The sequence below is a fragment of the Streptomyces sp. NPDC030809 genome (assembly GCF_055572195.1).
Map to the genome: position 1 here is coordinate 82824 of NZ_JBVIDV010000009.1, position 26889 is coordinate 109712.

At 73.7% G+C, this 26889-nt stretch carries 18 protein-coding genes; 13 read left to right on the forward strand and 5 right to left on the reverse strand.

From position 1 onward, the window contains the following. The first annotated feature begins 100 nt into the window (after positions 1–100). The 7 genes from ACZ407_RS14540 (at position 101) to ACZ407_RS14570 (ending at position 10282) form a co-directional block, all read left to right on the forward strand. Positions 101–1381, forward strand: coding sequence for a DUF4192 domain-containing protein (locus ACZ407_RS14540; RefSeq protein WP_468128396.1), 1281 nt, complete (start codon positions 101–103; stop codon positions 1379–1381). A gap of 125 nt (positions 1382–1506) precedes the next feature. Further along, complete coding sequence (locus ACZ407_RS14545) at positions 1507–3540, forward strand: glycogen debranching N-terminal domain-containing protein (protein ID WP_468128397.1); 2034 nt, start codon at positions 1507–1509, stop codon at positions 3538–3540. A gap of 72 nt (positions 3541–3612) precedes the next feature. Further along, complete coding sequence (locus tag ACZ407_RS14550) at positions 3613–4374, forward strand: NUDIX hydrolase (protein ID WP_468128398.1); 762 nt, start codon at positions 3613–3615, stop codon at positions 4372–4374. A gap of 134 nt (positions 4375–4508) precedes the next feature. Then, positions 4509–6296, forward strand: a complete 1788-nt coding sequence (locus tag ACZ407_RS14555) for an ATP-binding cassette domain-containing protein (RefSeq protein ID WP_468128399.1) — start codon at positions 4509–4511, stop codon at positions 6294–6296. A 116-nt stretch (positions 6297–6412) separates the two neighbouring features. Continuing rightward, complete coding sequence (locus ACZ407_RS14560) at positions 6413–7354, forward strand: FadR/GntR family transcriptional regulator (RefSeq protein ID WP_468128400.1); 942 nt, start codon at positions 6413–6415, stop codon at positions 7352–7354. A 380-nt stretch (positions 7355–7734) separates the two neighbouring features. Further along, positions 7735–9303, forward strand: coding sequence for an RNA polymerase sigma factor (locus tag ACZ407_RS14565; protein ID WP_468128401.1), 1569 nt, complete (start codon positions 7735–7737; stop codon positions 9301–9303). A gap of 154 nt (positions 9304–9457) precedes the next feature. Next, positions 9458–10282: a S1 family peptidase gene (locus ACZ407_RS14570; RefSeq protein WP_468128402.1), complete on the forward strand. Its 825-nt coding sequence runs from the start codon at positions 9458–9460 to the stop codon at positions 10280–10282. Between the two features lie 112 nt (positions 10283–10394). Here the strand turns inward: ACZ407_RS14570 and ACZ407_RS14575 are convergent, their stop codons facing one another. Continuing rightward, positions 10395–10625 carry a DUF7455 domain-containing protein gene (locus tag ACZ407_RS14575; protein ID WP_399206294.1) on the reverse strand — a complete coding sequence of 77 codons (231 nt, stop codon included), beginning with the start codon at positions 10623–10625 and terminating at the stop codon, positions 10395–10397. A gap of 444 nt (positions 10626–11069) precedes the next feature. Between ACZ407_RS14575 and ACZ407_RS14580 the strand changes: the two genes are divergently transcribed. From ACZ407_RS14580 to ACZ407_RS14590, 3 genes are all read left to right on the forward strand, one after another. Further along, a complete protein-coding gene (locus ACZ407_RS14580; protein ID WP_468128403.1) occupies positions 11070–13190 on the forward strand; it encodes a DNA gyrase/topoisomerase IV subunit B in 2121 nt (706 codons plus the stop codon). Between the two features lie 151 nt (positions 13191–13341). Further along, positions 13342–13821, forward strand: a complete 480-nt coding sequence (locus ACZ407_RS14585) for a DUF485 domain-containing protein (RefSeq protein ID WP_468128404.1) — start codon at positions 13342–13344, stop codon at positions 13819–13821. Further along, positions 13818–15452, forward strand: a complete 1635-nt coding sequence (locus ACZ407_RS14590; RefSeq protein WP_468128405.1) for a solute symporter family protein — start codon at positions 13818–13820, stop codon at positions 15450–15452. The genes ACZ407_RS14585 and ACZ407_RS14590 overlap by 4 nt, the downstream gene beginning before the upstream one ends. Before the next feature lie 32 nt (positions 15453–15484). Here ACZ407_RS14590 and ACZ407_RS14595 read toward each other — a convergent pair whose 3' ends face one another. Both ACZ407_RS14595 and ACZ407_RS14600 read right to left on the reverse strand, forming a co-directional pair. Continuing rightward, positions 15485–16168: a response regulator gene (locus tag ACZ407_RS14595; protein WP_468128530.1), complete on the reverse strand. Its 684-nt coding sequence runs from the start codon at positions 16166–16168 to the stop codon at positions 15485–15487. A gap of 8 nt (positions 16169–16176) precedes the next feature. Further along, positions 16177–17796 carry an ATP-binding protein gene (locus ACZ407_RS14600; protein WP_468128406.1) on the reverse strand — a complete coding sequence of 540 codons (1620 nt, stop codon included), beginning with the start codon at positions 17794–17796 and terminating at the stop codon, positions 16177–16179. Positions 17797–17871: 75 nt separating this feature from the next. Between ACZ407_RS14600 and ACZ407_RS14605 the strand changes: the two genes are divergently transcribed. Beyond that, on the forward strand, positions 17872–19044 hold the full coding sequence (locus tag ACZ407_RS14605) for a CobW family GTP-binding protein (RefSeq protein ID WP_468128407.1): 1173 nt from the start codon (positions 17872–17874) through the stop codon (positions 19042–19044). Here the strand turns inward: ACZ407_RS14605 and ACZ407_RS14610 are convergent. Both ACZ407_RS14610 and ACZ407_RS14615 read right to left on the reverse strand, forming a co-directional pair. Then, positions 19023–21260 carry a restriction endonuclease gene (locus ACZ407_RS14610; RefSeq protein ID WP_468128408.1) on the reverse strand — a complete coding sequence of 746 codons (2238 nt, stop codon included), beginning with the start codon at positions 21258–21260 and terminating at the stop codon, positions 19023–19025. The two genes, ACZ407_RS14605 and ACZ407_RS14610, sit on opposite strands and share 22 nt — an antisense overlap. A gap of 120 nt (positions 21261–21380) precedes the next feature. Continuing rightward, positions 21381–23834, reverse strand: a complete 2454-nt coding sequence (locus ACZ407_RS14615) for a DNA gyrase/topoisomerase IV subunit A (protein ID WP_468128409.1) — start codon at positions 23832–23834, stop codon at positions 21381–21383. A gap of 177 nt (positions 23835–24011) precedes the next feature. Between ACZ407_RS14615 and ACZ407_RS14620 the strand changes: the two genes are divergently transcribed. Further along, the gene (locus ACZ407_RS14620) at positions 24012–25397 is read left to right on the forward strand and encodes a M16 family metallopeptidase (protein ID WP_468128410.1); all 1386 of its coding nucleotides are present in this window, start codon (positions 24012–24014) and stop codon (positions 25395–25397) included. A 20-nt stretch (positions 25398–25417) separates the two neighbouring features. Then, positions 25418–26785: a M16 family metallopeptidase gene (locus ACZ407_RS14625; protein WP_468128531.1), complete on the forward strand. Its 1368-nt coding sequence runs from the start codon at positions 25418–25420 to the stop codon at positions 26783–26785. The last annotated feature ends 104 nt before the right edge of the window (positions 26786–26889 follow it).

The following is a 26889-nucleotide window of genomic DNA, read 5'->3' on the forward strand; positions in this document are numbered from 1 at the left end:
AACCCGATGCCTCCGACATCGCGCGAATGCGCCCGCTGACCTGTGGATAACTTTATCCACAGGCCTTTCGCGGAATTCGGATCCGCGGGACCGTCGGGCCATGACTCGACACAACGCATTCACAGGGCCCGTCCCCGCAGACCAGATCACCCTGCGCAGCCCCGGCGAGCTCGCGGACGCCCTGCCGTACGTGGTGGGGTTCCATCCGGACAACTCGCTGGTGCTCGTTTCCGTCTACGGCGCGAGCGGCCGCTTCGGCGGCCGGCTGCGCGTCGGCATTCCCCGGGGACCGGGGGAGTGGGAGGACCTCGCCGCACAGGTGGCGGACTGCCTCGTCGACGGCAGCGTGCGCCGCGAGGGCCGCCCCGACGGCATCATCCTGTTCCTCTGCCGGGAGCCCGGCCCGGGCGAGACCGGGCAGCAGGTCATGGCCGCGCTGCGGCCCCTGGCGCAGAAGGTGCGGATCGCCTGCGGCGCACTGGAGGTGCCCGTCCTCGAAGCGATCTGCATCTCGGCCGGCCGCCAGTGGAGCTACTGCTGCCCCGACCGGCGCTGCTGCCCGCCGGAGGGCACCCCCCTGGCCCTTCCCGGCACCACGGTGATGGCCGCGGCCGCCACCTTCGCGGGCATCCGCATGCGCGGCACCCAGCGGGAGCTGGAAGCGAGGCTCGCACCCCTGCGGGGACCGACCGCCGCCGCGCAGGGGCAGGCCCTCGACCGGGCCACCGCCCGGCTGCTGCCCCGCATGCTGGAGGGCACGACGAAGGCGCAGGTCCGCGAAGAGACCGTCGCCGTGGTCCGCACGGTGCTGCGGCGGCTCGCGGAGGCACCGCCGGGCGACTGCGGGCCGGCCGCCGACGACTGGGACGACGCGCTGATCGACGAAGCCGAGGCGGCCACGATCATCCTGGGCCTCCAGGACCGCGAAACCCGCGACGTCGCGGCCGAGTGGATGGAAGGCCCGGAGGCCCACCCCGCGCTGCGCCTGTGGCGCGCCCTCGCCCGGCGCTGCGTCGCGGGCTACGAGGAGCACGCGGCGGCTCCGCTGAGCCTGGCCGGCTGGGTCGCCTGGTCCACCGGCGACGAGCCGTACGCCCGCGTCGCCCTCTCCCTCGCCCTGCGGATCGACCCCGAGTACAGCTTCGCCGAGCTGCTGCACCACGCCTGCAACGCCCAGATCGACCCGGAGACCCTGCGGCAGTGCCTGCGCCAGGAACGCAGCCGCCGGGAACCGCAGGCCGAGCCCGAAGTCCGGGTGCGCCCCCGCAGCGGCGCGGCCCCCACCGGTCCCCGGACCAGGCCCCGGACCGGCGCACCGGGCGGCCGCAGGCCCCGGCCCGCACGCCGTCCGCACCACCGCACCACCGGGGGTGCGGAATGACCCGGCGCCGGGCCCGCGCCTGGCCCGTGACCCGGCCCACCGCCCGCGCGTTCAGCTCTGTGGTGCAGGGCGCAGTGCCGCGCCGCCGCCCAGCCGAACCGTCCGGAGCGCAGACAAGGCGACGCATGCCCCACCCCGTTCCCCCCGCCCGCAGACCCCCCTCCGAGCCGCAGGCCGGCGGCCACGCCCCCGCCCCCCGCGGCGGCCCGCCCCGGCGGCCCGTCGCCGAACTCCCGCCCGTGCACGCCGCGGTCATCTGCGTCGCGGCCCCCTGCCTTGCCATCTCCCCGGAGCACGGGCAGCTCACGGGGCGCGGGCTCGACGGCATCTACCGCGCCGGCCGCAGACTCCTCTCCCGCTGCCTGCTGCGGATCGCCGGCCGTGACCCGGTCGCCGTGCAGGGCCGCAGCCTCGGCGCCGACCGGGCGGCCTTCACCGCCACCGTGCGCACCGGAGCCGACCCCGGCCCCGATCCCGACATCACCGTGGACCGGGTCCGCCAGGCCGACGGCACCGAGCGGATCACCCTGCGCAGCCACGCGGCCCGCCGGCTGCGGCTCCCCGTCGAGATCTCCCTCGGCACCGACCTCGCCGAACTCGGCGCCGTCGCCTCCGGCTGCACCGGACCGGACCTGCCGGCCGCGGTGCACGCCGGCGGACTGCGCTGGAGCACCGCCGGCGCCCAGTCCGTCACCACCGCGGAGCCCGCACCCGACGACGTCCTCGCCGCCGTGGGCCTGCTGCGCTGGGAGCTCGACCTGGCCCCCGGCGAGGCCCGGACCATCGAGCTGCGCACGGCCCAGGAGCGGGCCCCGCGCCTTCCGTTCGGCCCGCCCTCCGGGATCCTGGCGGCCGCCACGGCCGAAGGGGACGACCCCCGCGTCGAGGCCCTCTTCCGCACGAGCCTCGACGACCTGCGGGCCCTGCTCCTGCGCGATCCGGAGGAGCCGGCGGGCGCCTTCGCCGCGGCCGGGGTGCCCTGGCGCTGCGGCCTCGCCCCGGCCGAGTCCCTCTGGGCGGCGCGGATGGCCCTGCCCCTCGGCACCGGCCTGGCCGCAGCCACCCTGCGGACCCTGGCCCGGACCCAGACCGGGGGCCGGGGCGCGGACGCCGGGATGATCCCCGGCCCGCTGCGCGGCGGCGGGCACCGGTTGCCGCCGGGCTGCACCGGCACCGAGGCCACCCTCGCCTTCCCGGTGGTGCTGGCCGAGGCCAGGCGGTGGGGGATGCCGGAGAAGGAGGTGGCCGCGCTGCTGCCCGCCGCCGAGCGGTGCCTCGGCTGGCTGCGCAAGGCCTCGGACGAGGAGCTGCTCGCCGATCCGCCTGACGGTCCGCGCCGCTGCGAGACCCAGGCCCATGCCCACCGCGCGGCCCTGCTCGGAGCCGAACTGCTGGAGGAATGCGGCCGGCCGGGAGCCGCGGAGCTGCGGGAGTGGGCGGCGGCACAGCGCAAGCGCTTCCGGGAGGCCTTCTGGATCGACGACCCCTCGGGGGGTCGGCCCGCAGCGGCCCTCCATCCCGACGGCCGGCCCGCAGCCCACCTGAGCGGGGCCGCCGCCCACCTCCTGGACACCGGACTGCTGGGCGGCGGCCGGGCCGCCGAAGGCCTCCTCGACGGCGTGCGCACCGAGCACCTCGCCCGGCTCGTCGGCGCCCCCGCCATGGACTGCGGCTGGGGCCTGCGCAGCCTGGGGGCCAAGGAGGCCGGGCACAACCCCTTCGGGCACCGGTCCGGGGCGGTGCGGGTGCACGAGACGGCCGTGGCCGTGGTCGGACTGGCCGCGGCCGGCTTCGAGAAGGAGGCCGGGACCCTGCTGCACGGCTTCCTGGACGCCGCGGAGCTCTTCGGCCACCGGCTTCCCGAGATGTACGGGGCCGCCCAGCGCACGGCGGGCAGCGCTCCGCTGCCGCATCCGGCGGCCTGCCGGCCGGCCGCGGTGGCGGCTGCCGCGGGCATCCACGTGGTCGCCGCGCTGGCGGGGATCCGGCCGGACGCGGCCGCCGGGACGGTCACCCTGTCCCCGTTCGCCGGCGCCCCCCTGGGCGAGGTCCGGCTCTCGGGGCTGCGGGTGGCCGGAGAACCGTTCGCGGTGCGCGTCAGCCGGCTCGGCCTCGGAATGGTCGAGGAGGCCGCAGATGCGCTGCAGCTGGGTGTCTAGGAGCACACGGTGCCTTTTGAAGAGGATCACCAAAGGACTGTTTATCGTCAGGCAGACGACTATGATCGCGTCATGCCCTACGACCCGTCGGCCTTCCCGCCCTTTGCTGTCACCGTCGACCTGGTCGTGCTCACCGTGCGGCGCCACGCGCTCTGCGCGCTGGTGGTCCGCCGGGGCGAGCAGCCGTTCCAGGGGCGCTGGGCGCTGCCGGGCGGCTTCGTCCGCGGCGAGGAGGACCTTACGGCCGCCGCCGCACGGGAGCTCGCCGAGGAGACGGGGCTGTGCGCCCACGACCCCGCCGAGCCCGGAGTCGGAAACGGGGCGCACCTCGAACAGCTCGCGACCTACGGAGATCCCAAGCGGGACCCGCGGATGCGGGTCGTCAGCGTGGCCCACCTCGTCCTCGCCCCCGACCTCCCGGCCCCCCGGGCGGGCGGTGACGCCAACAGTGCCCGATGGGCGCCGGTGGACGAACTCCTCGACGCCGAGGGCGGGTTCGACCGGGACGCCGAGGGCTCCGCGGCCCTGGCCTTCGACCACGCGCGCATCCTCGCGGACGGGGTCGAGCGGGCCCGCTCGAAGATCGAGTACTCCTCGCTCGCCACCGCCTTCTGCCCGCCCGAGTTCACCGTGGGCGAGCTGCGCCGGGTGTACGAGGCGGTGTGGGGGGTGGCGCTCGACCCGCGCAACTTCCACCGCAAGGTGACCGGGACCCCGGGCTTCCTGGTCCCGGCGGGCGGTACCACCACCCGGCAGGGCGGCCGGCCGGCCCAGCTCTTCCGGGCGGGCGGGGCCACCCTGCTCAACCCGCCGATGCTGCGGCCCGAGGTCTGACCGCCGGCCGCGGTCTGATGGGCTGACATCCGGCGCGGCAGCGGGCCAAGTTACGCCAAAAATCGGACATATCGCGTTATCTTCCTGTGGTATTCGCCGCGCCGCAGAGCGGTCTCACCCCCGCGAGAGAAGCGATGCTCCAGGCCATCGGACTGACCAGTGCCCCCCGCAGAGACCTCCCGCCCGCCGTGGACGACCTCACGTTCGAGGCACGGCCCGGGAGGGTGACCGCCCTGCTCGGTGATCCGGGTTCGGGCAAGACCACCGCCCTCCGGCTGATGCTGGAGCTGGAGGCGGGCCGCGGTGTCACGTACTTCCGCGGCCGCCCGCTGCACCGGATCGCCCACCCTTCCCGGGAGGTCGGCGTCCTGCTGGGCGACGTGCCCGGGCATCCGGCCCGGACCGTGCGCGGCCAGCTGCGGATGCTGTGCGCCGCAGTCGGCGTGCCGGCCTCCCGGGCCGACGAGATGCTCGACGTGGTCGGCATGGCCGGGCTGCGCGACCAGCGGCTCGGCACCTTGTCCGCAGGCATGGACCGGCGGCTGGGACTGGCCGCCGCGCTGCTCGCGGATCCCTGCACCCTGCTGCTCGACGAGCCCGCGGCAGGGCTCTCGGCCCGGGAGCAGAGCTGGCTGCACGGGCTGCTGCGCAGCCATGCCGAACTCGGCGGCGCCGTGCTCTTCACCACGGACGATGCCAAGGAGGCCGCCCGCAACGCCGACCGCGTCGTGTGCATCGACAAGGGGCGGCTCGTCGCGGACCAGGAGGCCGCGGACTTCGCGCGTACCCGGCTGCGCCCGCGGGTGGCCGTGCGCACTCCGCACGCGCCGCGGCTGGCGGCCCTGCTCGGCCGCGAGGCCCGGGCCGCCCAGCGGTCCGTGGAGGTGGTCGAGGAGGGCGGCAACCGGCTCTCCGTGTACGGCAGCAGCTGCGCGGAGATCGGGGAGACCGCCTTCCTCAACGGGGTCCTCGTCCACCAGCTTGCGGACGAGACCGGGGACTCCGGCCCCGTGTCCGTCCCCCGGCCGGCCGCCGAGCCCGGAACCGCGGCGCTGGCCGCGGGCCCCCGGACCGGCCGGCGGGCGCACCGGGCCGGGGCGCTGCCGCGGCCGTCCGGGAGCGCCGGACCGGTCTCCGCGGTGCGCCGGGTCGGCGGGCCGCTGCGGCCCTTCCGGTACGAGCTGCGCCGGCTCGCCGGAACGCGCACCGCGGCCGTGGTGACCGCGGCCTCCGTGGTCCTGTCCGTGCTGCTCGCCCTACTGGTGGCCCGCTCCGGAGGACTGGCGCAGCCGCGGCTGCTGGCGGCCTGGCCGGAGTACCTGCCGCTGCCGCCCGCCGCGCTCGGGGCGGGGCTGCTCGGTGCGCTGGCCTTCGGCGAGGAGTACCGCTACCCCGCGCTCGCCGCCGACCGCGGGACCGTCCCCCGGCGGCTCGGGCTGCTCACGGCCAAACTGCTGGTCGGCGCCGCCCTCGCCCTGTTCATCGGAGGCCTGGCCGTCCTCGCCGACGCGGCCGCGCTGCGCGTGGTCTTCGCCGCCGATCTGGTCCGGGTGCCCCGGGAGCTGCTGTCCCCGGCGGCGAGTTGGGCCGGGCTGCTGGTCGGATGCGCGTGGGCCGGGGTGCTCGCCTCCGGGGTCTTCCGTTCCGCAACCGCCGGACTGGCGGCGGTGGTCGCGGTCCCTGTGCTGATGGTCCCCCTGGTGCGCAAGGCGTTTGCGGGCCCGTCCGCGTACGACACCTCCGGAGTGGCCGCACGGCTGCGCCGGCTGGCCTGGGCGCACTGGCCGCCGGAGGCGGACCGGCTCGTACTGGGGGCCTTCCGGGTGCTGGCCCAACCCGTGGGAACCGCCCTGGCGTTGTCCCTCGCCGTCCTGTTGTGTGCGTATGGGTTCACAGGTCTTCGCAGTCGCGTCCGTTGGTGATCAGTCGGCGGCGGAACTTGTTCGGATCAACCCTGCGAGACCGCAACTCCCCTGGATGTGCCCGCTTCTTTACGATAAGGCGTCAATTGCGCAGGTGGCACCGATCACCCTTTCGTGTGCTTTTCACCAAAGACCTCAAGGGGTGCGGAAGCACGGCCGACAAAGGATTCGTGAGTACCCTTGCGCACACCATGATGACCGCCGCCCGCCATGCCGACTCCGGCCTCGCCGGCCCGGGCGAACTCGACCGCTACCCCTACGCGGAAGCAGCCGGAACGGACCGCGTCGGACCGCCCCACTGGGACGGAGGCGACGTGGACCTGGCCCGGGTCGGCCGCCGCGCGGCCGGCAGCCGCGGCCGTGGCCTGCACGGCCAACTCGTCCAGCAGCTCGGTCAGATGATCGTCTCCGGCGACCTCGGTGCGGACCGCCCGCTGGTCCCCGAGGAGATCGGCCAGCGGTTCGAGGTCTCCCGCACGGTCGTACGCGAATCCCTGCGGGTCCTGGAGGCAAAGGGCCTCGTCAGCGCCCGCCCGAACGTCGGCACCCGGGTCCGCCCGGTCAGCGACTGGAACCTGCTCGACCCCGACATCATCGAGTGGCGCGCCTTCGGACCGCAGCGCGAGGACCAGCGGCGCGAGCTGACCGAGCTCCGCTGGACCATCGAGCCCCTCGCCGCCCGGCTCGCCGCCGGCCACGGCCGCGCCGACGTCCAGCAGCGGCTCTCCGACATGGTCGAGATCATGGGCCACGCCCTGGCCCAGGGCGACGGGATCACGTTCTCCCGCGCCGACAACGAGTTCCACGCCCTGCTGATCCAGGTCGCCGGCAACCGCATGCTGGAGCACCTGTCCGGCATCGTCTGCGCCGCGCTCCAGGTCTCCGGCAGCTCCACCACCGCCTGTGACCGCCCGAGCGAGACCTCCGTGGCCCACCACGGCCGGATCGTCGAGGCCCTCGCCGCCAACGACTCCCAGGGCGCCGAGAACGCCATGCGCCAGCTGCTGACGGTTCATCCGGAGGTGGAGCGGGTCGTCCCGGCGCCGCGCGAGCACTGACGGGCCGGGGAGGCCCCGGCCCGGGCGCGCCGCCCGCGGCGGCGCGGTGCGCACGGACGGCCCGCCGCCGGACCTCGCGGGGGGTCCGGCGGCGCAGCTGCGGGCGGGGTGCGGGAGGGGCGCGCACGGCGCGCCGCGGCCCTCGTACGGCCCCCGATCCGGAGCGGATGTGACTCGGGCCACGAAGATTGGGCGTAACGCTCCGCGAGGTCACGCGATGACTTAAGTGGTGATGGCCGACGGAGGGAACACAGCAGCCGTTGCGGGTGCTGTGCAGCTCCCCGGCCCCTGCCCGCGCCGCCGGCCCTCCCGGCCGGTGGTCGTCGGCTCCGGTCCAGCACCAGCCCGGGGTCGGAAGCCGTTCCCATCGTTCCGAGAGGTTGTTCGTGTCGGCCAGCACATCCCGTACGCTCCCGTCGGAGATCGCCGAGTCCGAGTCTGTGATGGCACTCATCGAGCGGGGCAAGGCCGAGGGGCAGATCGCCGGCGATGACGTGCGTCGGGCCTTCGAGGCTGACCAGATTCCTCCGACCCAGTGGAAGAATGTTCTTCGCAGCCTCAACCAGATCCTCGAGGAAGAGGGTGTGACGCTGATGGTCAGTGCCGCGGAGTCGCCGAAGCGCACCCGCAAGAGCGTCGCAGCTAAGGCCCCCGTCAAGCGCACGGCAACGAAGACCGTGGCGGCGAAGCCGGCGGCCGTGAAGACCGCGGCGGCCGAGGTCCCGGCCGCGGGGGCGGCCGAGCCGGACGCGCCCGTGGAGGAGACCGAGGCCGCGCCCGCCAAGAAGGCCGTGGCCAAGAAGGCGGCGGCCAAGAAGGCCGCGCCCGCCAAGAAGACCGCCGCGAAGAAGACGGCCGCCAAGAAGACCTCGGCCAAGAAGGACGGCGACGAGCCGGGCGAGGAAGAGCCGCTCGAAGAGGGCCCCGGTGCGGGCAAGCCCGGCGAGGGCGAAGAGGAGGAGGGCGGCGAGGCCAAGGGCTTCGTGCTCTCCGACGAGGACGAGGACGACGCCCCTGCGCAGCAGGTGGCGGTGGCCGGCGCCACCGCCGACCCGGTCAAGGACTACCTCAAGCAGATCGGCAAGGTGCCGCTCCTCAACGCCGAGCAGGAGGTCGAGCTCGCCAAGCGGATCGAGGCCGGTCTCTTCGCCGAGGACAAGCTGGCCAACGCCGACAAGCTGGCGCCGAAGCTCAAGCGCGAGCTGGAGATCATCGCCGAGGACGGCCGCCGGGCCAAGAACCACCTGCTGGAGGCCAACCTCCGCCTCGTGGTCTCGCTGGCCAAGCGCTACACCGGCCGCGGCATGCTCTTCCTGGACCTGATCCAGGAGGGCAACCTCGGCCTGATCCGCGCGGTGGAGAAGTTCGACTACACCAAGGGCTACAAGTTCTCCACGTACGCCACCTGGTGGATCCGCCAGGCCATCACCCGGGCCATGGCCGACCAGGCCCGCACCATCCGCATCCCGGTGCACATGGTCGAAGTGATCAACAAGCTCGCCCGCGTGCAGCGCCAGATGCTCCAGGACCTGGGCCGCGAGCCCACCCCGGAGGAGCTGGCCAAGGAACTCGACATGACCCCGGAGAAGGTCATCGAGGTCCAGAAGTACGGCCGCGAGCCGATCTCCCTGCACACCCCGCTCGGCGAGGACGGCGACAGCGAGTTCGGCGACCTCATCGAGGACTCCGAGGCCGTGGTCCCGGCCGACGCGGTCTCCTTCACCCTCCTCCAGGAGCAGCTGCACTCGGTGCTCGACACCCTGTCCGAGCGGGAGGCGGGCGTGGTGTCCATGCGCTTCGGCCTCACCGACGGCCAGCCCAAGACCCTCGACGAGATCGGCAAGGTCTACGGGGTCACGCGCGAGCGGATCCGCCAGATCGAGTCCAAGACCATGTCGAAGCTGCGCCACCCCTCGCGCTCCCAGGTGCTGCGCGACTACCTCGACTGATCGGCGCGAGGAGTTCCCCCGGAACCCTCCCCGTGCTCCGAAGGCCCGGTGTCCCCCCGTGCGGGACACCGGGCCTTCGCCGTGCGCGGGTGCGGCGCATGGCGGCTCGTACCACCCTGGGTGGGGTCATGCACACACTGAGTCAGGAGGCCCCATGCGTCGTCCCTTTGCCCGCACCCTGGCGGGAGCGCTGTCCCTGGCGGCGGGCGCGGCCGTGGCGCCGCTGGCCCCGGCGGCCCCGGCGGCCGCGGACAGCGTGGTGATCGGCGGCCGGCCGGTCCGGGCGTCCGACAGCCCGTGGGTGGTGGCCCTGGCCAGCCGTGACCGGTTCGGGGGTACGCGGGCGGGCCAGTTCTGCGGGGGAGTGGTGGTCGCCCCCACCAAGGTCCTCACGGCGGCCCACTGCCTGGCCCGGCAGGTGCTGGGCGGCCCCGTGGAGGCGCTGCACGACCTCCGGGTGGTCGTGGGCCGTACCGAGCTGCTCGGGGCGCAGGGGCGCGAGGTGGGGCTGCGGGAGGCCCGGGTGAATCCTGCGTACGACCGTATGACGAATGCCGGTGATCTCGCCGTACTGACACTCGACGAAGCCGTTCCGGCACGCTACGTACTTCCGATGGCGGGTCCGGGGGACGAGGCGTACGCGCCGGGGACGGAGGCGGCCGTATACGGCTGGGGGGACACGAGCGGCTACGGGGACTACGTGACGGAGCTGCGGTCCGCGCCGGTGACGGTGTTCGACGACCGGGCCTGCCTGGAGGCCTATCCGGGGGGCCCGGACGGCCGCTACGTGCCCGAGGCGATGGTCTGTGCGGGAGACAGCCGGGGCGGCCGGGACGCCTGCCAGGGGGACAGCGGAGGGCCTCTGGTGGCCCGCGGCAAGCTGATCGGGCTGGTCTCCTGGGGCCGCGGCTGCGGACGCGCCGACAGCCCGGGGGTCTACACCCGGATCGCACCGCTCACGGGACTCGTGACGGGCTGACCCGGAGCGGGGGGCAAGGGCGGACATGAGGACGGGCGGCACCCCTGGTTCGCAGGGGTGCCGCCCGTCGACCGGTCCTGGACCGGTCCTGGCTCGTCGGGATGGAGGCCCGTCAGCGCTCCTCGGTGTCGGCGCTGGCCGGAACGGCGGTGAGCCGCTCGGTCTCATCCTGTATTTCCGCGGCGATCTTCTTGAGTTCCGGCTCGAACTTGCGCCCGTGGTGGGCGCAGAAGAGCAGTTCGCCACCGCTCAGCAGAACGACGCGCAGATATGCCTGGGCGCCGCAGCGGTCGCATCGGTCAGCGGCCGTCAGCGGGGTCGCGGGGGTCAGAACAGTAGTCACGTCGCCTCTTCTCTAGCTCGACGAGCTGTCGTACCAGGGTCAACATCCAACCAGGCCGAAAACGTTCCCGCTCGCGGCTTTTCCTCGAAACTTTTCCTTCCGAGCTGGCCGGCTGTTGCCGGTTGGCGGCGAAGGAGCCGTATTGCGTTGCTTTACGGTTTCGCGTTGTTGTCGTTGTCGGTCGCAGTCCGCAGGCCTCCCGGCGGGTGCCGGTTGTTCATGAGGACGTGCCCGAACCCTAAATGGTTCATGCCTCGAAGGGAACGTGATGTTTGCTTCACTCCATCGAGGGATCGAACATCCGTACGGTTCTGGACTAGGCTGAAGAAGCCGCAAGGGTGGCGTTGCAACGGCTCTACCAGGCCTCGGTACCCTCTGAGCGGTGGCCGACCCACCCCTGCGCCCGACCGGGCCAGAAAAGAAATTCAGCGAGGAGCGAACTGCGTGACCGCCGACACGTCCGTGCCTTCCAGCGCGCTGCTGACCGGAGCAGACCGGGACGGCTCCAACTACACCGCGCGGCACCTGCTCGTCCTCGAGGGGCTCGAGGCGGTCCGCAAGCGGCCCGGCATGTACATCGGGTCCACGGACAGCCGCGGCCTGATGCACTGCCTCTGGGAGATCATCGACAATTCCGTGGACGAGGCCCTGGGCGGGTTCTGCGACCACATCGAGGTCGTCCTCCACGAGGACAACTCGGTCGAGGTGCGGGACAACGGCCGCGGCATCCCGGTCGACGTCGAGCCCAAGACCGGCCTGTCCGGCGTCGAGGTCGTCATGACCAAGCTGCACGCCGGCGGAAAGTTCGGCGGGGGCTCGTACGCGGCCTCCGGTGGCCTGCACGGCGTCGGCGCCTCCGTCGTCAACGCGCTCTCCGCCCGCCTCGACGTGGAGGTGGACCGCAACGGCGCCACCCACGCGATCAGCTTCCGCCGGGGCGTCCCGGGGATCTTCACCGAGTCGGGCCCCGACGCCCCCTTCGACCCGGCGAACGGCCTGGTCAAGGGCAAGCGCGTGCCCAAGACCCGCACCGGCACCCGGGTGCGGTACTGGGCCGACCGGCAGATCTTCCTCAAGGACGCCCGGCTCTCGCTGGAGACGCTCTACCAGCGGGCCCGCCAGACCGCCTTCCTCGTCCCCGGCCTGACCATCGTCGTCCGCGACGAGCGGGCCATCGACGGCGCCGGCAAGACCGAGGAGACGTTCCGCTACGACGGCGGCATCAGCGAGTTCTGCGAGTACCTCACGCAGGACAAGCCGGTCTGCGACGTGCTGCGCCTGACCGGCCAGGGCACCTTCAAGGAGACCGTCCCGGTCCTCGACGAGCGCGGGCACATGACCCCCACCGAGGTCACCCGCGAGCTCGGCGTGGACATCGCGCTGCGCTGGGGCACCGGCTACGACAGCACGGTCAAGTCCTTCGTGAACATCATCGCCACCCCCAAGGGCGGCACCCACGTGACCGGCTTCGAGCGCTCGGTCACCAAGACGGTGAACGAGGTGCTCCGCTCGGCCAAGCTGCTCCGCGTGGCCGAGGACGACGTGGTCAAGGACGACGCGATGGAGGGCCTGACCGCCGTCGTGACCGTCCGGCTCGCCGAGCCGCAGTTCGAGGGCCAGACCAAGGAGGTGCTGGGCACCTCGGCGGCCACCCGGATCGTCGCCGCGGTGGTGGCCCGTGAGCTCAAGGCCTTCCTGACCTCCACCAAGCGCGACGACAAGCAGCAGGCCCGCGCCGTGATGGAGAAGATCGTCGCGGCCGCCCGGACCCGGATCGCGGCCCGTCAGCACAAGGAGGCGCAGCGCCGCAAGACCGCGCTGGAGTCCTCCTCGCTGCCCGCGAAGCTGGCCGACTGCCGCAGCGACGACGTGGACCGCAGCGAGCTGTTCATCGTCGAGGGCGACTCCGCGCTCGGCACCGCGAAGCTGGCCCGCAACTCGGAGTTCCAGGCCCTCCTGCCGATCCGCGGCAAGATCCTCAACGTCCAGAAGTCGTCGGTCTCGGACATGCTCAAGAACGCCGAGTGCGGGGCGATCATCCAGGTCATAGGGGCCGGCTCGGGCCGCACCTTCGACCTCGACGCGGCGCGGTACGGCAAGATCGTCCTGCTCGTCGACGCCGACGTGGACGGTGCGCACATCCGCTGCCTGCTGCTGACGCTGTTCCAGCGGTACATGCGGCCGATGGTCGAGGCCGGCCGGGTCTTCGCCGCAGTGCCCCCGCTGCACCGGATCGAGCTCGTCCAGCCCAAGAAGGGCCAGGACAAGTACGTGTACACGTACTCCGACAACGAGCTGCGCCAGACGCTGCTGGAGTACCAGCGCAAGGGGATCCGCTACAAGGACTCCATCCAGCGCTACAAGGGCCTCGGCGAGATGGACGCCGACCAGCTCGCGGAGACCACCATGGACCCGCGCCACCGCACCCTGCGCCGGATCAACATCGGCGACCTGGACTCGGCGGAGCAGGTCTTCGACCTGCTGATGGGCAACGAGGTGGCCCCGCGCAAGGAGTTCATCACCGGTTCCGCGGCCACCCTGGACCGCTCGCGCATCGACGCCTGACCGCGGCCGGGCCGGCGGGCCCGCGGACGCACGGCGCTCTTCACCCCGTCACCTGATGGGGTGAAGAGCACCAAGACACCAGTCCGGAAACCGCCCCTCCGCACATCCTTGTGGGCACGCAGCCTATGCGTCAGCGGGCAAGGAGTGTTCGGTGGACAAGCACGAAGGGCGTGATGCCGGAACGATCCGGCTGGACGACCCCTGGTACGACGCGCTCGCCTCGGGCTGGGGGGAGGGCGGGGAGCCGGCCGGCCCGGCCCGCACCGTCGGCGCCGACCGCGCGGACCGGGCGGAGACCGGCGCGGCCGGGGTCTACCTCGAGGTCCAGCGCAGCGCCGCCTTCCAGGAGGTGCGCAGCCGCTACCGCCGCTTCGTCGTCCCCGCCACGCTCGCCTTCCTCGCCTGGTACCTCGCGTACGTGCTCACCGCCGTGGCCGCGCCCGGGCTGATGGCACGCCCGGTGCTCGGGGCGGTGAACGTGGCCCTGATCGCCGGGCTCGGGCAGTTCCTCTCCACCTTCCTGCTGACCTGGGCCTACGCCCGGCACGCCCGGCTGCGGCGGGACCGGGCCGCACTCGACCTGCGCTGGACGGTCTTCGAGCAGGAGCGCGGCCGGGAGGGCGGCCGGTGAACGGGCCGGCCCTGGCGGCGGGCGGGCTCACGGCCGGGGCGGCGCCCGGTCACCAGACCCTCGCCCTGGTCCTGTTCAGCAGCTTCGTCGCGGTCACCCTGGCGATCACCACGTGGGTGAGCCGCAACCGGCGGGGCTCGGCCGAGGAGTTCTACGCCGGCGGCCGGCTCTTCTCGCCCATGGAGAACGGTTTCGCCATCGCGGGCGACTACATGTCCGCAGCCTCCTTCCTGGGGATCTCCGGCCTGATCGCCCTCTTCGGCTACGACGGCCTGCTCTACTCCGTCGGCTTCCTCGTGGCCTGGCTCGTCGTGCTCTTCCTCGTGGCCGAACTGGTCCGCAACTGCGGCCGCTTCACCCTGGCCGACGTGGTGGCCGCGCGGATGAGCGAGCGGCCCGTGCGGATCGCCGCCGGCATCTCCTCCGTGACCGTCTCGGTGCTCTACCTCGTGGCCCAGATGGTCGGCGCGGGCAGCCTGGTGACCCTGCTGCTCGGCGGGGGCGGCGGGGCGGCGCGCGCCTGGACGGTGGTCGCGGTGGGCGCGCTGATGGTCGTCTACGTGGCCTTCGGGGGCATGCGGGCCACCACCTGGATCCAGATCGTCAAGGCGGTGCTGCTCATGGGCGGGGCGGTCGCGCTGACCGTGCTCGTCCTCGTGCGCTTCCACGGGGACTTCAACCGGCTGCTGCTGTCCGCCGCCGAGCGCAGCGGGCACGGGGACCGGTTCCTCGGCCCGGGGCTGAAGTACGGCGGGGACTGGACCGCGCGCTTCGACTTCCTCAGCCTCGGCATCGCGCTGGTGCTCGGCACGGCCGGGCTGCCGCACATCCTGTCCCGCTTCTACACCGTGCCGACCGCGCGGGCGGCCCGCCGCTCGGTGGTCTGGGCGATCGGCCTCATCGGCGGCTTCTACCTGATGACCATCGTGCTCGGGTTCGGTGCCGCCGCCCTGGTCGGCCCCGAAGAGGTGCGCGCCTCCAACGCGGCGGGGAACACCGCCGTCCCGCTGCTCGCCCTGTTCCTGGGCGGCGGCAGTGACACCACCGGCGGGACCGTGCTGTTCTCGGTGGTCGCCGCCATCGCCTTCGCCACGATCCTCGCGGTGGTCGCCGGCATCACCCTCGCCTCCTCCGCCTCCGTCGCCCACGACCTGTACGCCTCGCTGCGGCGCAAGCACGCCCGGCAGCGCAGCGAGGTGGCCGTGGCGCGGGCGGCCGCGGTGGGCATCGGTGCCGCCGCGATCGGGCTCGGGCTCCTCGCCCAGGACCTCAACGTGGCCTTCCTCGTGGGCCTCGCCTTCGCGGTCGCGGCCTCGGCGAACCTTCCGGTGCTGATGTACTCGCTGTTCTGGCGCGGGTTCACCACCCGGGGCGCGGTCTGGTCGGTGTACGGCGGGCTGGTCCCGGCCGTGCTGCTGGTGCTGCTCTCGCCCGTGGTCTCCGGCAGCCCCGAGGCCCTGTTCCCCGGCGCCGACTTCCAGGTATTCCCGTTGCAGAACCCGGGCATCGTCTCCATCCCGCTGGGCTTCCTCGCCGGCTGGCTGGGCACCGTCACCTCACGCGAGGTGCCGGACGAGGCCCGGCACGCGGAGACCGAGGTGCGCTCGCTCACGGGGGCCGGGGCGGTGTAGCGGCCCCGCGGCCCCCGTGAGCCGGCGGCCGCTCAGGAGCCGGCTGCGACCCAGGCGTACCGGTGCTCGGGGCGTCCCGTCTCCCCGTACCGCAGGCTCAGTCGGACGCGTCCGCTGCGCTCCAGCAGCTTCAGGTAGCGCTGGGCGGTCTGGCGGCTCACCCCGGCCCGGTCGGCGATCTCCTGGGCCGACAGGGTGCCCCCGGCGGCCATCAGCACCTGCCGGACCAGCTCGGCCGTGGTGGGGGAGTGGCCCTTGGGCAGTTCCACCGGGGTGGCGGCCGTGGCCAGGGCGCCGAAGATCCGGTCCACCTCGGCCTGTTCGGCCTCGCCGCCGGCGGCCAGGGTGCGGCGCAGGGACGCGTACGCCTCCAGCTTGGTCCGGAGCCCGGCGAAGGCGAAGGGTTTGACGAGGTACTGGAGGGCTCCCAGGCGCATCGCGGACTGCACCGTGGCGAGGTCCCGGGCCGCCGTCACCATGATCACGTCGGTGTGCCGGCCGAGCCCGCGCAGCCGCCGTACGAGGTCCAGCCCGTTGCCGTCGGGCAGGTAGTGGTCCAGCAGGACGAGGTCCACCGGGTGCCGTTCGACGTAGGCCAGCGCCTCGGCCGCCGAGTGGACCTGTGCGACGGCCCGGAACCCGGGAACCTTCGCCACGTACGCCGCGTTGACCAGAGCGACGCCCTTGTCGTCGTCCACCACGAGGACGTCGATCACCCGGTCGCTCACCGCAGGGCCTCCGGGAGTACGACGGCGAATTCCGCCCCGCCGTCGGCCGCTCCGCCGGCGTGCGCGGTGCCGCCCTGCCGCTCCGCCAGGCGGCGCACCAGCGCGAGGCCGAGGCCGCGCTTGCCGTGCGCCTGGGGCTGTTTCGTCGACCAGCCCTCGGTGAAGATCTGCTCGCGCTGCTCGGCGGGCACTCCGGGTCCGCTGTCGCGGACGCGTACCACCACGGCCCGCCCGTCCGTCCCGAGGGCCACCTCGACCTGCGGGTCCCGGGAGGCGACGGCCGCGTCCAGGGCGTTGTCCACCAGATTGCCGAGGATCGTGACGAGACCGCGAGGATCGACCAGGCGGTCGGGGAGGAGGGTGTCCGGGGAGAGCCGCAGGGCCACCCCGCGCTCGGCCGCGACGGTCGCCTTGCCCACCAGCAGGGCCGCGAGCAGCGGGTCCTGCACCTTCTCGGTGACCTGCTCCGCCGTGGCCCGGTGCACGCCCACGACCTCCGTGAGGAAGGCGGCGGCCTCCTCGTGGAGACCGAGCTCCAGCAGGCCGAGCAGGGTGTGCAGCCGGTTGGCGTGCTCGTGGTCCTGGGCGCGCAGGGCGTCGATCAGGCCGCGGGTGGAGTCCAGCTCGCGGCCGAGCTGCTCCAGTTCGGTGCGGTCGCGCAGGGTGGCGACGGCGCCGCCGTCCTCGGTGGGCATCCGGTTGGCGACCAGCACCCGGGGCCCCTGGACGGCCAGCAGGTCCTCGCCGGTGACCCGGCCGGCCAGCACGTCGGCGGTGCGTCCGCCGCCGAGGACCTCGTCGAGGGGGCGGCCCGCGGCGTCCGGGCCCAGGCCCAGCAGCCGCTGGGCCTCGTCGTTCACGAGCCGGATCCGGCCGTCCGGGTCGAGGGCGACGAAGCCCTCGCGCAGCGAGTGCAGCATCGCCTCGCGCTCGGCGAGCAGCGCCGAGATGTCGGAGAAGGCCAGGTCGCGGGTCTGCCGCTGGATGCGCCGGGAGATCAGGTAGGCGGCGAGCGCGCCCACGGCCAGTGCACCGCCCGCGTAGGCGAGCAGGCCGGGGATGGCGCCGAGGAGGCGGTCGCGGACGCTGTCGTACGCGATGCCGACCGAGACGGCGCCGACGATCCGTCCGCTCGGGTCGCGCAGCGGCACCTTGCCGCGGGCCGTGCGCCCGAGGGTGCCGTCGTCGATCTCCATGACCTCCCGGCCGGCCAGGGCCTCGCCGGGGTCGGTGGAGACGTGCCGGCCGATCCGGTTGCGGCTCGGGTGGGAGCGGCGGATGCCCTGGCGGTCGAGGACGACCACGTACTCGGCCCCCGTGGCCAGGCGGACCCGTTCCGCGGCGGCCTGCACCGGGCCGTCCGGCGCCGGGCGGGTCGCCAGCACGTCCGCCGCCAGCCGGGGGTCGGCCGCGGTGCTCTGCGCGATGGCGAGGGCCCGCCGCATGGCCTGGTCGTCGAGCTGGCTGCCGAGCGGGGCCAGGAACAGGCCGGTGGCCAGCACGGCCACGCCCGCCGCGATGGCCAGCTGCATCAGCAGGACCTGCGAGAACACCCGGCGGGGCAGCATCCGCCTGAGGTGTCCCGGCCTGCCGTCCCGTCCCGGTGTCGCGCTCATGAGTACGAACGGTAAATCGGTCCGGGCGGTTTCCGGAACCCGGAGTCGGGCCGGCGGCTGGCTACCATCGGGCGGGTGAGCAGCAGGCAGCCCATCCCCGTCATCGTCCTCGCCGGATTCCTCGGTTCCGGGAAGACCACCGTGCTCAACCACCTCCTGCGCAGCAGCCGGGGCACCCGCATCGGGGTGGTCGTCAACGACTTCGGCTCCATCGAGATCGACGCGATGAAGGTGGCCGGCCAGGTCGGGGACTCGATGGTCTCCCTCGGCGGCGGCTGCCTGTGCTGCGCGGTCGACGGCAGCGAGCTGGACGCGTACCTGGAGAAGCTCGCGGCGCCCGTGCACCGGATCGACGTGATCGTCATCGAGGCGAGCGGGCTGGCGGAGCCGCAGGAGCTGGTCCGGATGCTGGTGGCGGGCGAAAACCCGGCGGTCCGGTACGGCGGCCTGGTGGAGGTCGTGGACGCGGCCGAGTTCGACGCGACCCGGGCCCGGCATCCCGAGACCGACCGGCACCTCACCGTCGCCGACCTCGTCGTCCTCAACAAGGCCGACCGGGCCGCCCCCGCCGAGCTGGACCGGATCGAGGCGGTGGTGCGCGGATTGTGTCCGGGGACACCGCTGGTGCGGGCCGAGCACGGCCGGATCGACCCCGGGCTGCTGTTCGACCGGCGGCCGTGGACCGAGACCCGCGGGCAGCTCTCCTTCGAGGACCTGGTCGCCGAGGCGGAGGAGGCCGAGCGGGCGGCGGGCGGTGCGGACCGCGCCGGGCACGAAGGCCATCTGCACACCGCGTACGAGACCGTCGAGTTCGAGTCCGCCCAGGCCCTGAGCCCGCGGCGGTTCATCGACTTCCTCGACCGCAGGCCCGCCGGCCTCTACCGGATCAAGGGGCAGGTGTACTTCGGGGTCCCCGGCCACGGGGAGAAGTACGGGATCCACGCCGTGGGCCGGTTCCTGCGCTTCGACCCGGAACCCTGGGGCCGGGGCGAGGAGCGGCTGACCCGGCTCGTCCTCATCGGGTCCGGCACCGACGGGCCCGCCCTGCTCGCCGAGCTCACGGCCTGCCGGGAGCCGAGGCCGCAGGACACCGCGCCGGAGGCGATGTGGGGGGTCCTGCGGTACGCCGGACCGCGCGCGGACGAAGCGGAGGGGGCCGGGTCCGGGTCCGCGCCCGGGGACCCGGGCTCCGGCGGTGCGGTGGCCGATCCCGACGAGGTGTGGGATCAGGCCACGTCGATGCCGTAGTCCCCGAGCAGGTCGGCCAGGCCGCCGCGGTAGCCCTTGCCGCCGGCCACGAAGTCCCAGTCGCCGTTAGCCCGTCGCCGGAAGGACCCGAGGACCAGGGCCGTCTCGCCCGGCCGGCCGTCGGAGACCTCGAGCTCCCCGAGCTCCTCGCCGGACGGGTCCAGCAGCCGGATCCGGGCCTCGGTGAACCCGGACAGGTCGGCCGCCGGGTTCGCCTCCGGGTCCACCGCGGCCACGAGCACCAGGCGGTCGGCCGGGGCGGGCAGGGCCTCGAAGGCCACCTCCACGGCGGCCTTGTCGGGCGCGGTGTGCGCGCGGGCGCGGACCGCGCCGTCCGGGGTCTGCGGGTTGTTGAAGTAGACGAAGTGCTCGTCGCCGAGCGCCCGGTTGCCGGTGCAGACCAGGGCGCACACGTCGAGCACGACCGGGCCCGACCAGGACATGCCCAGCACGTTGTGCTCCGGGGCGGACCGCTGGGCCGGAAGCTGCACGGTCCGGCTGTCGGCACCGGCCGCGGCACCGGCACCGGCCGCGCCGGGGGCCGGTGCCGTGGACCGCGCGGGGCCGGAGCGGGACCCGGACCCGGCCCGCGAGCGGGTGCCCCCGCCGGACGCCGGCCGTGCGCCGGCCGGCCGTCCTGCGGTCCCGCTGCCCGGACCCGTCCCCAGGCGGCCCCGCAGCCCGTGCCGGTGCAGCAGGCCGACCAGGTCCGCTCCGGAGACCAGCTCCAGCGGCTTGCCCTCCGCGAAGCGGTGGGAGCCCGGGCCGAAGGACGAGGTCGTGACCAGGACGCCCTTGTTCGCCCCGGCGTCCTGGACCGTCCCGTACAGGTCCCGTACCGCCGTCGGCGGCACCGTGTTCCGGTAGCGCTTGACCTGGACCACGATCCGCCCGCCCCGGATCGGGGCCGGGTCCACGGCCTCCACGTCCACCCCGCCGTCCCCCGAGCGCTGGGTGGTCACCGCCTCCATGCCCATCGCCCGGAACAGTTCGGCGACCAGGTGCTCGAAGTCGATCGGGTCCATCGCGAACAGGTCCGGCTCGTCATCGTGCGGCTCCCGGCCCGCGACCGCGCCGCCGTGCGTGACCACCTCGGCGCCGACCTCCTCCGGCATCCGGCCGGGGCGTACCGCGGACAGCTGGTCGGGACGGGCGGACAGCTGCCCGCGCAGGCCCTCCACCAGGCAGTCCACCGCGCTCACCTGCTCCAGGTGCAGCCCCTCGAAGGCGGCACGGGGGGCCGTGACGGTCGCCAGCACCAGCCGGGCCCGGCGGCCCGTCACCGGATCGTGGTCGTCCACGAAGCCGTTGACCACCACCGAGTCCAGCGCCCCGAACTCGTCCGCCGCGTACACCTCGCGGAGCACCAGCAGCAGGCTCTGGGCGAGCACGTCGCGGTACAGGCTCCGGCGCTGCGTGACCGGACGGGCCGTCTCCCGGAGCTCGTCGGAACCCGCCACGTACCGCACCGACCTCGCCTGGGGGACCACTGCGTACCCGGGCAGCTCCCAGGCCAGGACGAGTTCGCGGGTTCGGCCGTCGTACGCCGCCGCCACCTGCCGGGGGAGCTCCTGCGGCCAGGCCGCGGAGGCGTACAGGGCGGCGGAGAAGTAGTCCACCACCGCCTCCGGGTCCCCGGCGCGCAGGGCCTGCGCCTGGGCGGCCAGCCCCTCGTTGTGGGCGCGGACCCCGGCCAGCTGCTCCTCCGCCCAGCGGTCGTAGGCTGCGCGGTACTCCGCGAGTTCCTGCCGCCGCCGGGCCTCGGCGGCCTGCGCGGTCTGCCAGGCCTCGGTGTAGCGGGCGTGCGCCTCGCGCTCGGCGCGCTCGCGCCGGGCGGCGGTGAGCGCCCAGGTCTGCGGCTGGAAGTACCGCAGTTCGGGCATCGGGACGGGACGGCCCAGGGCGCCGGGGTCGAAGGGCGGCAGGTCCGGGGTGCGGTGCATCGTGGCCGTGCGGAAGGCCGGAGCACGGCAGCCGGCGGCCAGCATCCCCTGGAGCCGGGCCGCTTCGGCCTCGATCGCCTCGGTCTGCCGCCGGGCCTCGGCCTCGCGGTGCCGACGGTACGCCGCCTGGTGCTCGCGCTGACTGCGCGCCACCTCCCGCTCGTACTCCCGCTGCCGGCGCTCGCTCTCCCGCTGCTGCGCCAGCACGGCCTGGTCCTGCTGCCGCCGGGCCTCGGCCCAGATGCCGGCCGGCCCGCTCGATCGACGGCTCATCCGCTGCGCCCACCCCTGTCTCCGGTCCCTGCCACCGACTGTAATTGAGGGCGCGACGGATCAGGCCCGACCGGGACGACCGGGCCTGATCCGGGGCGGATCCGACGGGATCCGCCTGAACTACAGGGCGGGTCCGGCGACCGCCGCCACCGGGGCGGTCAGCGCGGTGCCCGAACCGTCGCGGCGGGGGTCGGGCGCCGGGAGCTCCGCCGGGGAGCCGTTGGCCGTGGCCGCGCGGGCGGGGCCGGCGCCGGCCCAGGCGAGCACCAGCAGGTCCTCGCCCTTCAGGAACCGCTGGCAGCGCACGCCGCCGGTGGCCCGGCCCTTGCGCGGGTACTGGTCGAACGGGGTCAGCTTGGCGGTGGCCACCGAGTCGTCCAGGGTGCCGTGCGAGCCGGCCACGCTGAACACGTAGGCCTCGGCGGCCGGGTCCACCGCCGAGAAGTGGATGACCTTCGCGTTCTCGGACAGCTTGATGCCGGCCATGCCGCCGGCCGGACGGCCCTGCGGCCGGACCTGGCCGGCCGGGTAGCGCAGCAGCTGGGCGTCGTCGGTGATGAAGACGAGGTCCTCCTCGCCGGTGCGCAGCTCCACCGCGCCGACGATCCGGTCGCCCTCCTTGAGGGTGATGACCTCCAGCTCCTCCTTGTTCGCCGGGTAGTCCGGCACGACGCGCTTGACCACGCCCTGTTCGGTGCCCAGCGCCAGGCCCTGCGAGGACTCGTCGAGCGTGGTCAGGCAGACCACCTTCTCGTCCGGGTCCAGCCCGGACAGGAACTCGGTGAGGGGCGCGCCGCCGGCCAGGTGGGGCGCCGCGTGGGTGTCGGGCAGCTGCGGCAGGTCGATGACCGGCAGCCGCAGCAGCCGGCCCGCCGAGGTCACCGCGCCCACCTCGGCCCGCGCGGTCGCCAGCACCGAGGAGACGATCAGGTCGTGCCGGGCGCGCTTGCCGTCGCCCTCGGGCAGCGGCTCGCCGGTGGTGGTGCGGGCCACCAGACCGGTCGAGGACAGCAGGACGCGGCAGGGGTCGTCCGCGACCTCCAGCGGCACCGCGGCGGTCTGGGCGCCCGCCGACTCCAGCAGGACGGTGCGGCGCTCGGTGCCGAACTTCTTGGCGACCGCGGCCAGTTCCGCCGAGACCAGCTTGCGCAGTTCGGCGTCGGACTCCAGGATCCCGGTCAGCTCGTCGATCTCGCCGGTGAGGCGGCCGCGCTCCGACTCCAGCTCCAGCCGGTCGAACTTGGTCAGGCGGCGCAGCGGGGTGTCGAGGATGTACTGGGTCTGCACCTCGCTCAGCGAGAAGTGCCCGATCAGGCGCTCCTTGGCCTGGGCCGAGTTCTCGCTGGAGCGGATCAGGCGGATGACCTCGTCGATGTCGAGCAGGGCCACGAGCAGGCCCTCGACCAGGTGCAGCCGGTCGCGGCGCTTGGTGCGGCGGAACTCGCTGCGGCGCCGGACCACCTCGAAGCGGTGGTCGAGGTAGACCTCCAGGAGTTCCTTGAGGCCGAGGGTGAGCGGCTGGCCGTCGACCAGGGCGACGTTGTTGATGCCGAAGGACTCCTCCATCGGCGTCAACTTGTACAGCTGCTCGAGTACCGCCTCCGGGTGGAAGCCGTTCTTGATCTCGATGACCAGGCGCAGGCCGTGCGAGCGGTCGGTGAGGTCCTTGACGTCGGCGATGCCCTGGAGCTTCTTCGAGCCGACCAGGTCCTTGATCTTGGCGATGACCTTCTCGGGGCCCACGGTGAACGGCAGTTCCGTGACCACCAGGCCCTTGCGGCGGGCCGTCACGTTCTCCACGGAAGCCGTGGCGCGGATCTTGAAGGTGCCGCGGCCGTTCTCGTACGCGTCCTTGATGCCCGCCAGGCCGACGATGCGGCCGCCGGTCGGCAGGTCGGGACCCGGCACGAAGCGCATCAGCGCCTCCAGGTCCGCCTGCGGGTACCGGATCAGGTGGCGGGCGGCGGCGATGACCTCGCCCAGGTTGTGCGGGGGCATGTTGGTGGCCATGCCGACCGCGATCCCCGAGGAGCCGTTGACCAGCAGGTTCGGGTACGCGGCGGGCAGCGCGACCGGCTCCCGCTCCTGACCGTCGTAGTTGGGGGAGAAGTCGACGGTGTCCTCGTCGATGGACTCGGTCATCAGCGAGGTCGCATCGGCCATGCGGCACTCGGTGTACCGCATCGCGGCCGGCGGGTCGTCGTTGCCGAGCGAACCGAAGTTGCCGTGCCCGTCCACCAGCGGCACCCGCATGGAGAACGGCTGCGCCATGCGCACCAGGGCGTCGTAGATCGACGCGTCGCCGTGCGGGTGCAGCTTGCCCATGACCTCGCCGACGACGCGGGCGCACTTCACGTACCCCCGGTCGGGGCGCAGGCCCATCTCGTTCATCTGGTAGACGATGCGGCGGTGCACCGGCTTCAGGCCGTCCCTGGCGTCGGGCAGGGCGCGGGAGTAGATCACCGAGTACGCGTACTCGAGGAAGGAGCCCTGCATTTCGTCGACGACGTCGATGTCGAGGATCTTCTCCTCGAAATCCTCCGGCGGCGGGGTCTTCGTGCTGCGGCGGGCCATCGCTGCTGCGGCTCCTTACCAAGGTCTGGGTCTGACGCGGTCCATTGTGGACCGCCGCTCTGACAACGCCGACCCCGACCCGGGGGGTCCGGGAACTTCTCCGGGTGTCGGCACGCTTGCATACAGTGGCAGGGCTGACAGAAAACCCTGTATCGCGATCGAAGGGATCACATGCCCATGGGTCACACGGCCACAGCTCAGGACGCCACCGGCGGCCTGTCGGCTACCGAGCACCGCCTGGCCAACGGCCTGCGCGTGGTGCTCTCCGAGGACCACCTGACCCCGGTCGCCGCGGTCTGCCTCTGGTACGACGTCGGTTCGCGCCACGAGGTCAAGGGGCGCACCGGACTGGCTCACCTCTTCGAGCACCTGATGTTCCAGGGCTCGGCGAGCGTACCCGGCAACGGGCACTTCGAGCTGGTCCAGGGTGCGGGCGGGTCCCTGAACGGCACGACGAGCTTCGAGCGGACCAACTACTTCGAGACCATGCCCGCCCACCAGCTGGAGCTCGCCCTCTGGCTGGAGGCCGACCGCATGGGGTCGCTGCTGACCGCCCTCGACGAGGAGTCGATGGAGAACCAGCGCGACGTCGTCAAGAACGAGCGCCGCCAGCGTTACGACAACGTGCCGTACGGCACCGCCTTCGAGCGCCTGACCGCCCTCGCCTACCCCGAGGGCCACCCGTACCACCACACCCCGATCGGCTCGATGGCCGATCTGGACGCCGCCTCGCTGGAGGACGCGCGGAACTTCTTCCGCACGTACTACGCGCCCAACAACGCGGTGCTGTCGGTCGTCGGCGACATCGACCCCGAGCAGACCCTCGCCTGGATCGAGAAGTACTTCGGCTCCATCCCCTCCCACGACGGCAAGCAGCCGCCGCGGGACGGCTCGCTGCCCGAGATCATGGGCGGCCAGCTGCGCGAGGAGATCGCCGAGGACGTGCCCGCCCGCGCCCTGATGGCCGCCTACCGGCTGCCCCACGACGGCACCCGCGAGTGCGACGCCGCGGACCTCGCCCTGACCGTGCTCGGCGGCGGCGAGTCCTCCCGGCTGCACAACCGCCTGGTGCGCCGCGACCAGACGGCCGTGGCCGCCGGCTTCGGCCTGCTGCGGCTGGCCGGCGCCCCCTCGCTGGGCTGGCTGGACGTCAAGACCTCCGGCGGGGTCGAGGTGCCGCGCATCGAGGCCGCGGTCGACGAGGAGCTCGCGCGCTTCGCCGCCGAGGGGCCCACGGCCGAGGAGATGGAGCGGGCCCAGGCCCAGCTGGAGCGCGAGTGGCTGGACCGGCTGGGCACCGTCGCCGGCCGCGCCGACGAACTCTGCCGGTACGCCGTCCTCTTCGGCGACCCGCAGCTCGCGCTGACCGCGGTCGAGCGGGTCCTCGACATCACCGCAGAGGAGGTGCAGGCCGTGGCCGCCGCCCGGCTGCGCCCCGACAACCGCGCAGTGCTCGTGTACGAGCCGACCGGCGGGTCCGCGGACTCCGGCGAAGACGAGGACGAGCAGGACGCAGACGCGGCCACCGAACAGCACGACGAGACCGAGAAGGCGGCCCAGTGAGCGACGCGACCGCAGCCACCATGACCTTCCACCCCCGCCCGCAGGCGGGCGAGGCGAAGCCCTGGGCCTTCCCGGCCCCGGAGCGCGGCGCCCTGGCCAATGGCCTGACGCTGCTGCGCTGCCACCGCCCCGGCCAGCAGGTGGTGGCCGTGGAGGTCATCCTGGCAGCCCCGCTGGACGCGGAGCCGGAGGGCCTGGACGGCGTGGCCACCATCATGGCCCGCGCCCTGTCCGAGGGCACCGACAAGCACTCCGCCGAGGAGTTCGCGGCCGAGCTGGAGCGCTGCGGGGCCACCCTCGACGCGCACGCCGACCACGCGGGCGTCCGGGTCTCGCTGGAGGTCCCGGTCTCCCGGCTGCACAAGGCCGTCGGCCTGCTCGCCGAGGCCCTGCGCGCCCCCGCCTTCGCCGACAGCGAGGTGGACCGGCTGGTGCGCAACCGCCTCGACGAGATCCCGCACGAGCTGGCCAACCCCTCGCGGATGGCGGCCAAGCAGCTCTCCAAGGAGCTGTTCCCGGCCTCCCTTCGGATGTCCCGGCCGCGCCAGGGCACCGAGGAGACGGTGGCCCGGATCGACGCCGCCGCCGTCCGCGCCTTCTACGAGGCCCACGTGCGCCCCGCCACGGCCACCGCGGTGGTCGTCGGAGACCTGAGCGGCACCGACCTGGACGCGGTCCTCGCGGACACCCTCGGCACGTGGACGGGCGGCACCGCGGAGCCGCGCCCGGTCCCGGCGATCACCGCCGACGACACCGGCCGCGTGGTCATCGTCGACCGCCCGGGGGCCGTCCAGACCCAGCTGCTCATCGGCCGGATCGGCGCCGACCGGCACGACCGCGTGTGGCCGGCCCAGGTGCTCGGCACGTACTGCCTCGGCGGCACCCTCACCTCGCGGCTCGACAAGGTCCTGCGCGAGGAGAAGGGCTACACGTACGGGGTCCGGGCCTTCGGCCAGGTGCTGCGCTCCACCGCCGGGGGCACGGGGGCGGCCATGCTCGCCATCAGCGGCTCGGTGGACACCCCGAACACCGGGCCCGCGCTGGAGGACCTCTGGAAGGTGCTGCGGACCCTGGCCGAGGGCGGCCTGACCGACGCCGAACGCGACGTGGCCGTGCAGAACCTGGTGGGCGTGGCCCCGCTGAAGTTCGAGACCGCCGCGGCGGTCGCGGGCACCCTCGCCGACCAGGTGGAGCAGGAGCTCCCGGACGACTTCCAGGCGCAGTTGTACGCGCGCCTGGCCGAAACCGGGACGGTGGAGGCCACTTCGGCGGTCGTCAACGCCTTCCCGGTGGACCGGCTCGTGACCGTGCTCGTCGGCGACGCCGCGCAGATCGAGGCGCCGGTGCGGGCGCTGGGCATCGGCGAGGTCACGGTGGTCTCCAACTGAGCCCGCCGGGCCGCCCGGAGGCGGCCTGAAGCCGAGGGGCCCTGGCGGAAAATCCGTCAGGGCCCCTTTGTGTCCCGCTTGTCCGTTTAGGTGGGTTGGCTGCC

Excerpts from the sequence above, each read along its gene's own strand:
- ACZ407_RS14540 (WP_468128396.1), top strand. The coding sequence starts at position 101 with ATGACTCGACACAACGCATTCACAGGGCCCGTCCCCGCAGACCAGATC.
- ACZ407_RS14545 (WP_468128397.1), top strand. The coding sequence starts at position 1,507 with ATGCCCCACCCCGTTCCCCCCGCCCGCAGACCCCCCTCCGAGCCGCAG.
- ACZ407_RS14550 (WP_468128398.1), top strand. The coding sequence starts at position 3,613 with ATGCCCTACGACCCGTCGGCCTTCCCGCCCTTTGCTGTCACCGTCGAC.
- ACZ407_RS14555 (WP_468128399.1), top strand. The coding sequence starts at position 4,509 with ATGCTCCAGGCCATCGGACTGACCAGTGCCCCCCGCAGAGACCTCCCG.
- ACZ407_RS14570 (WP_468128402.1), top strand. The coding sequence starts at position 9,458 with ATGCGTCGTCCCTTTGCCCGCACCCTGGCGGGAGCGCTGTCCCTGGCG.
- ACZ407_RS14600 (WP_468128406.1), bottom strand. The coding sequence starts at position 17,796 with ATGAGCGCGACACCGGGACGGGACGGCAGGCCGGGACACCTCAGGCGG.
- ACZ407_RS14610 (WP_468128408.1), bottom strand. The coding sequence starts at position 21,260 with ATGAGCCGTCGATCGAGCGGGCCGGCCGGCATCTGGGCCGAGGCCCGG.
- ACZ407_RS14615 (WP_468128409.1), bottom strand. The coding sequence starts at position 23,834 with ATGGCCCGCCGCAGCACGAAGACCCCGCCGCCGGAGGATTTCGAGGAG.
- ACZ407_RS14620 (WP_468128410.1), top strand. The coding sequence starts at position 24,012 with ATGGGTCACACGGCCACAGCTCAGGACGCCACCGGCGGCCTGTCGGCT.
- ACZ407_RS14625 (WP_468128531.1), top strand. The coding sequence starts at position 25,418 with ATGACCTTCCACCCCCGCCCGCAGGCGGGCGAGGCGAAGCCCTGGGCC.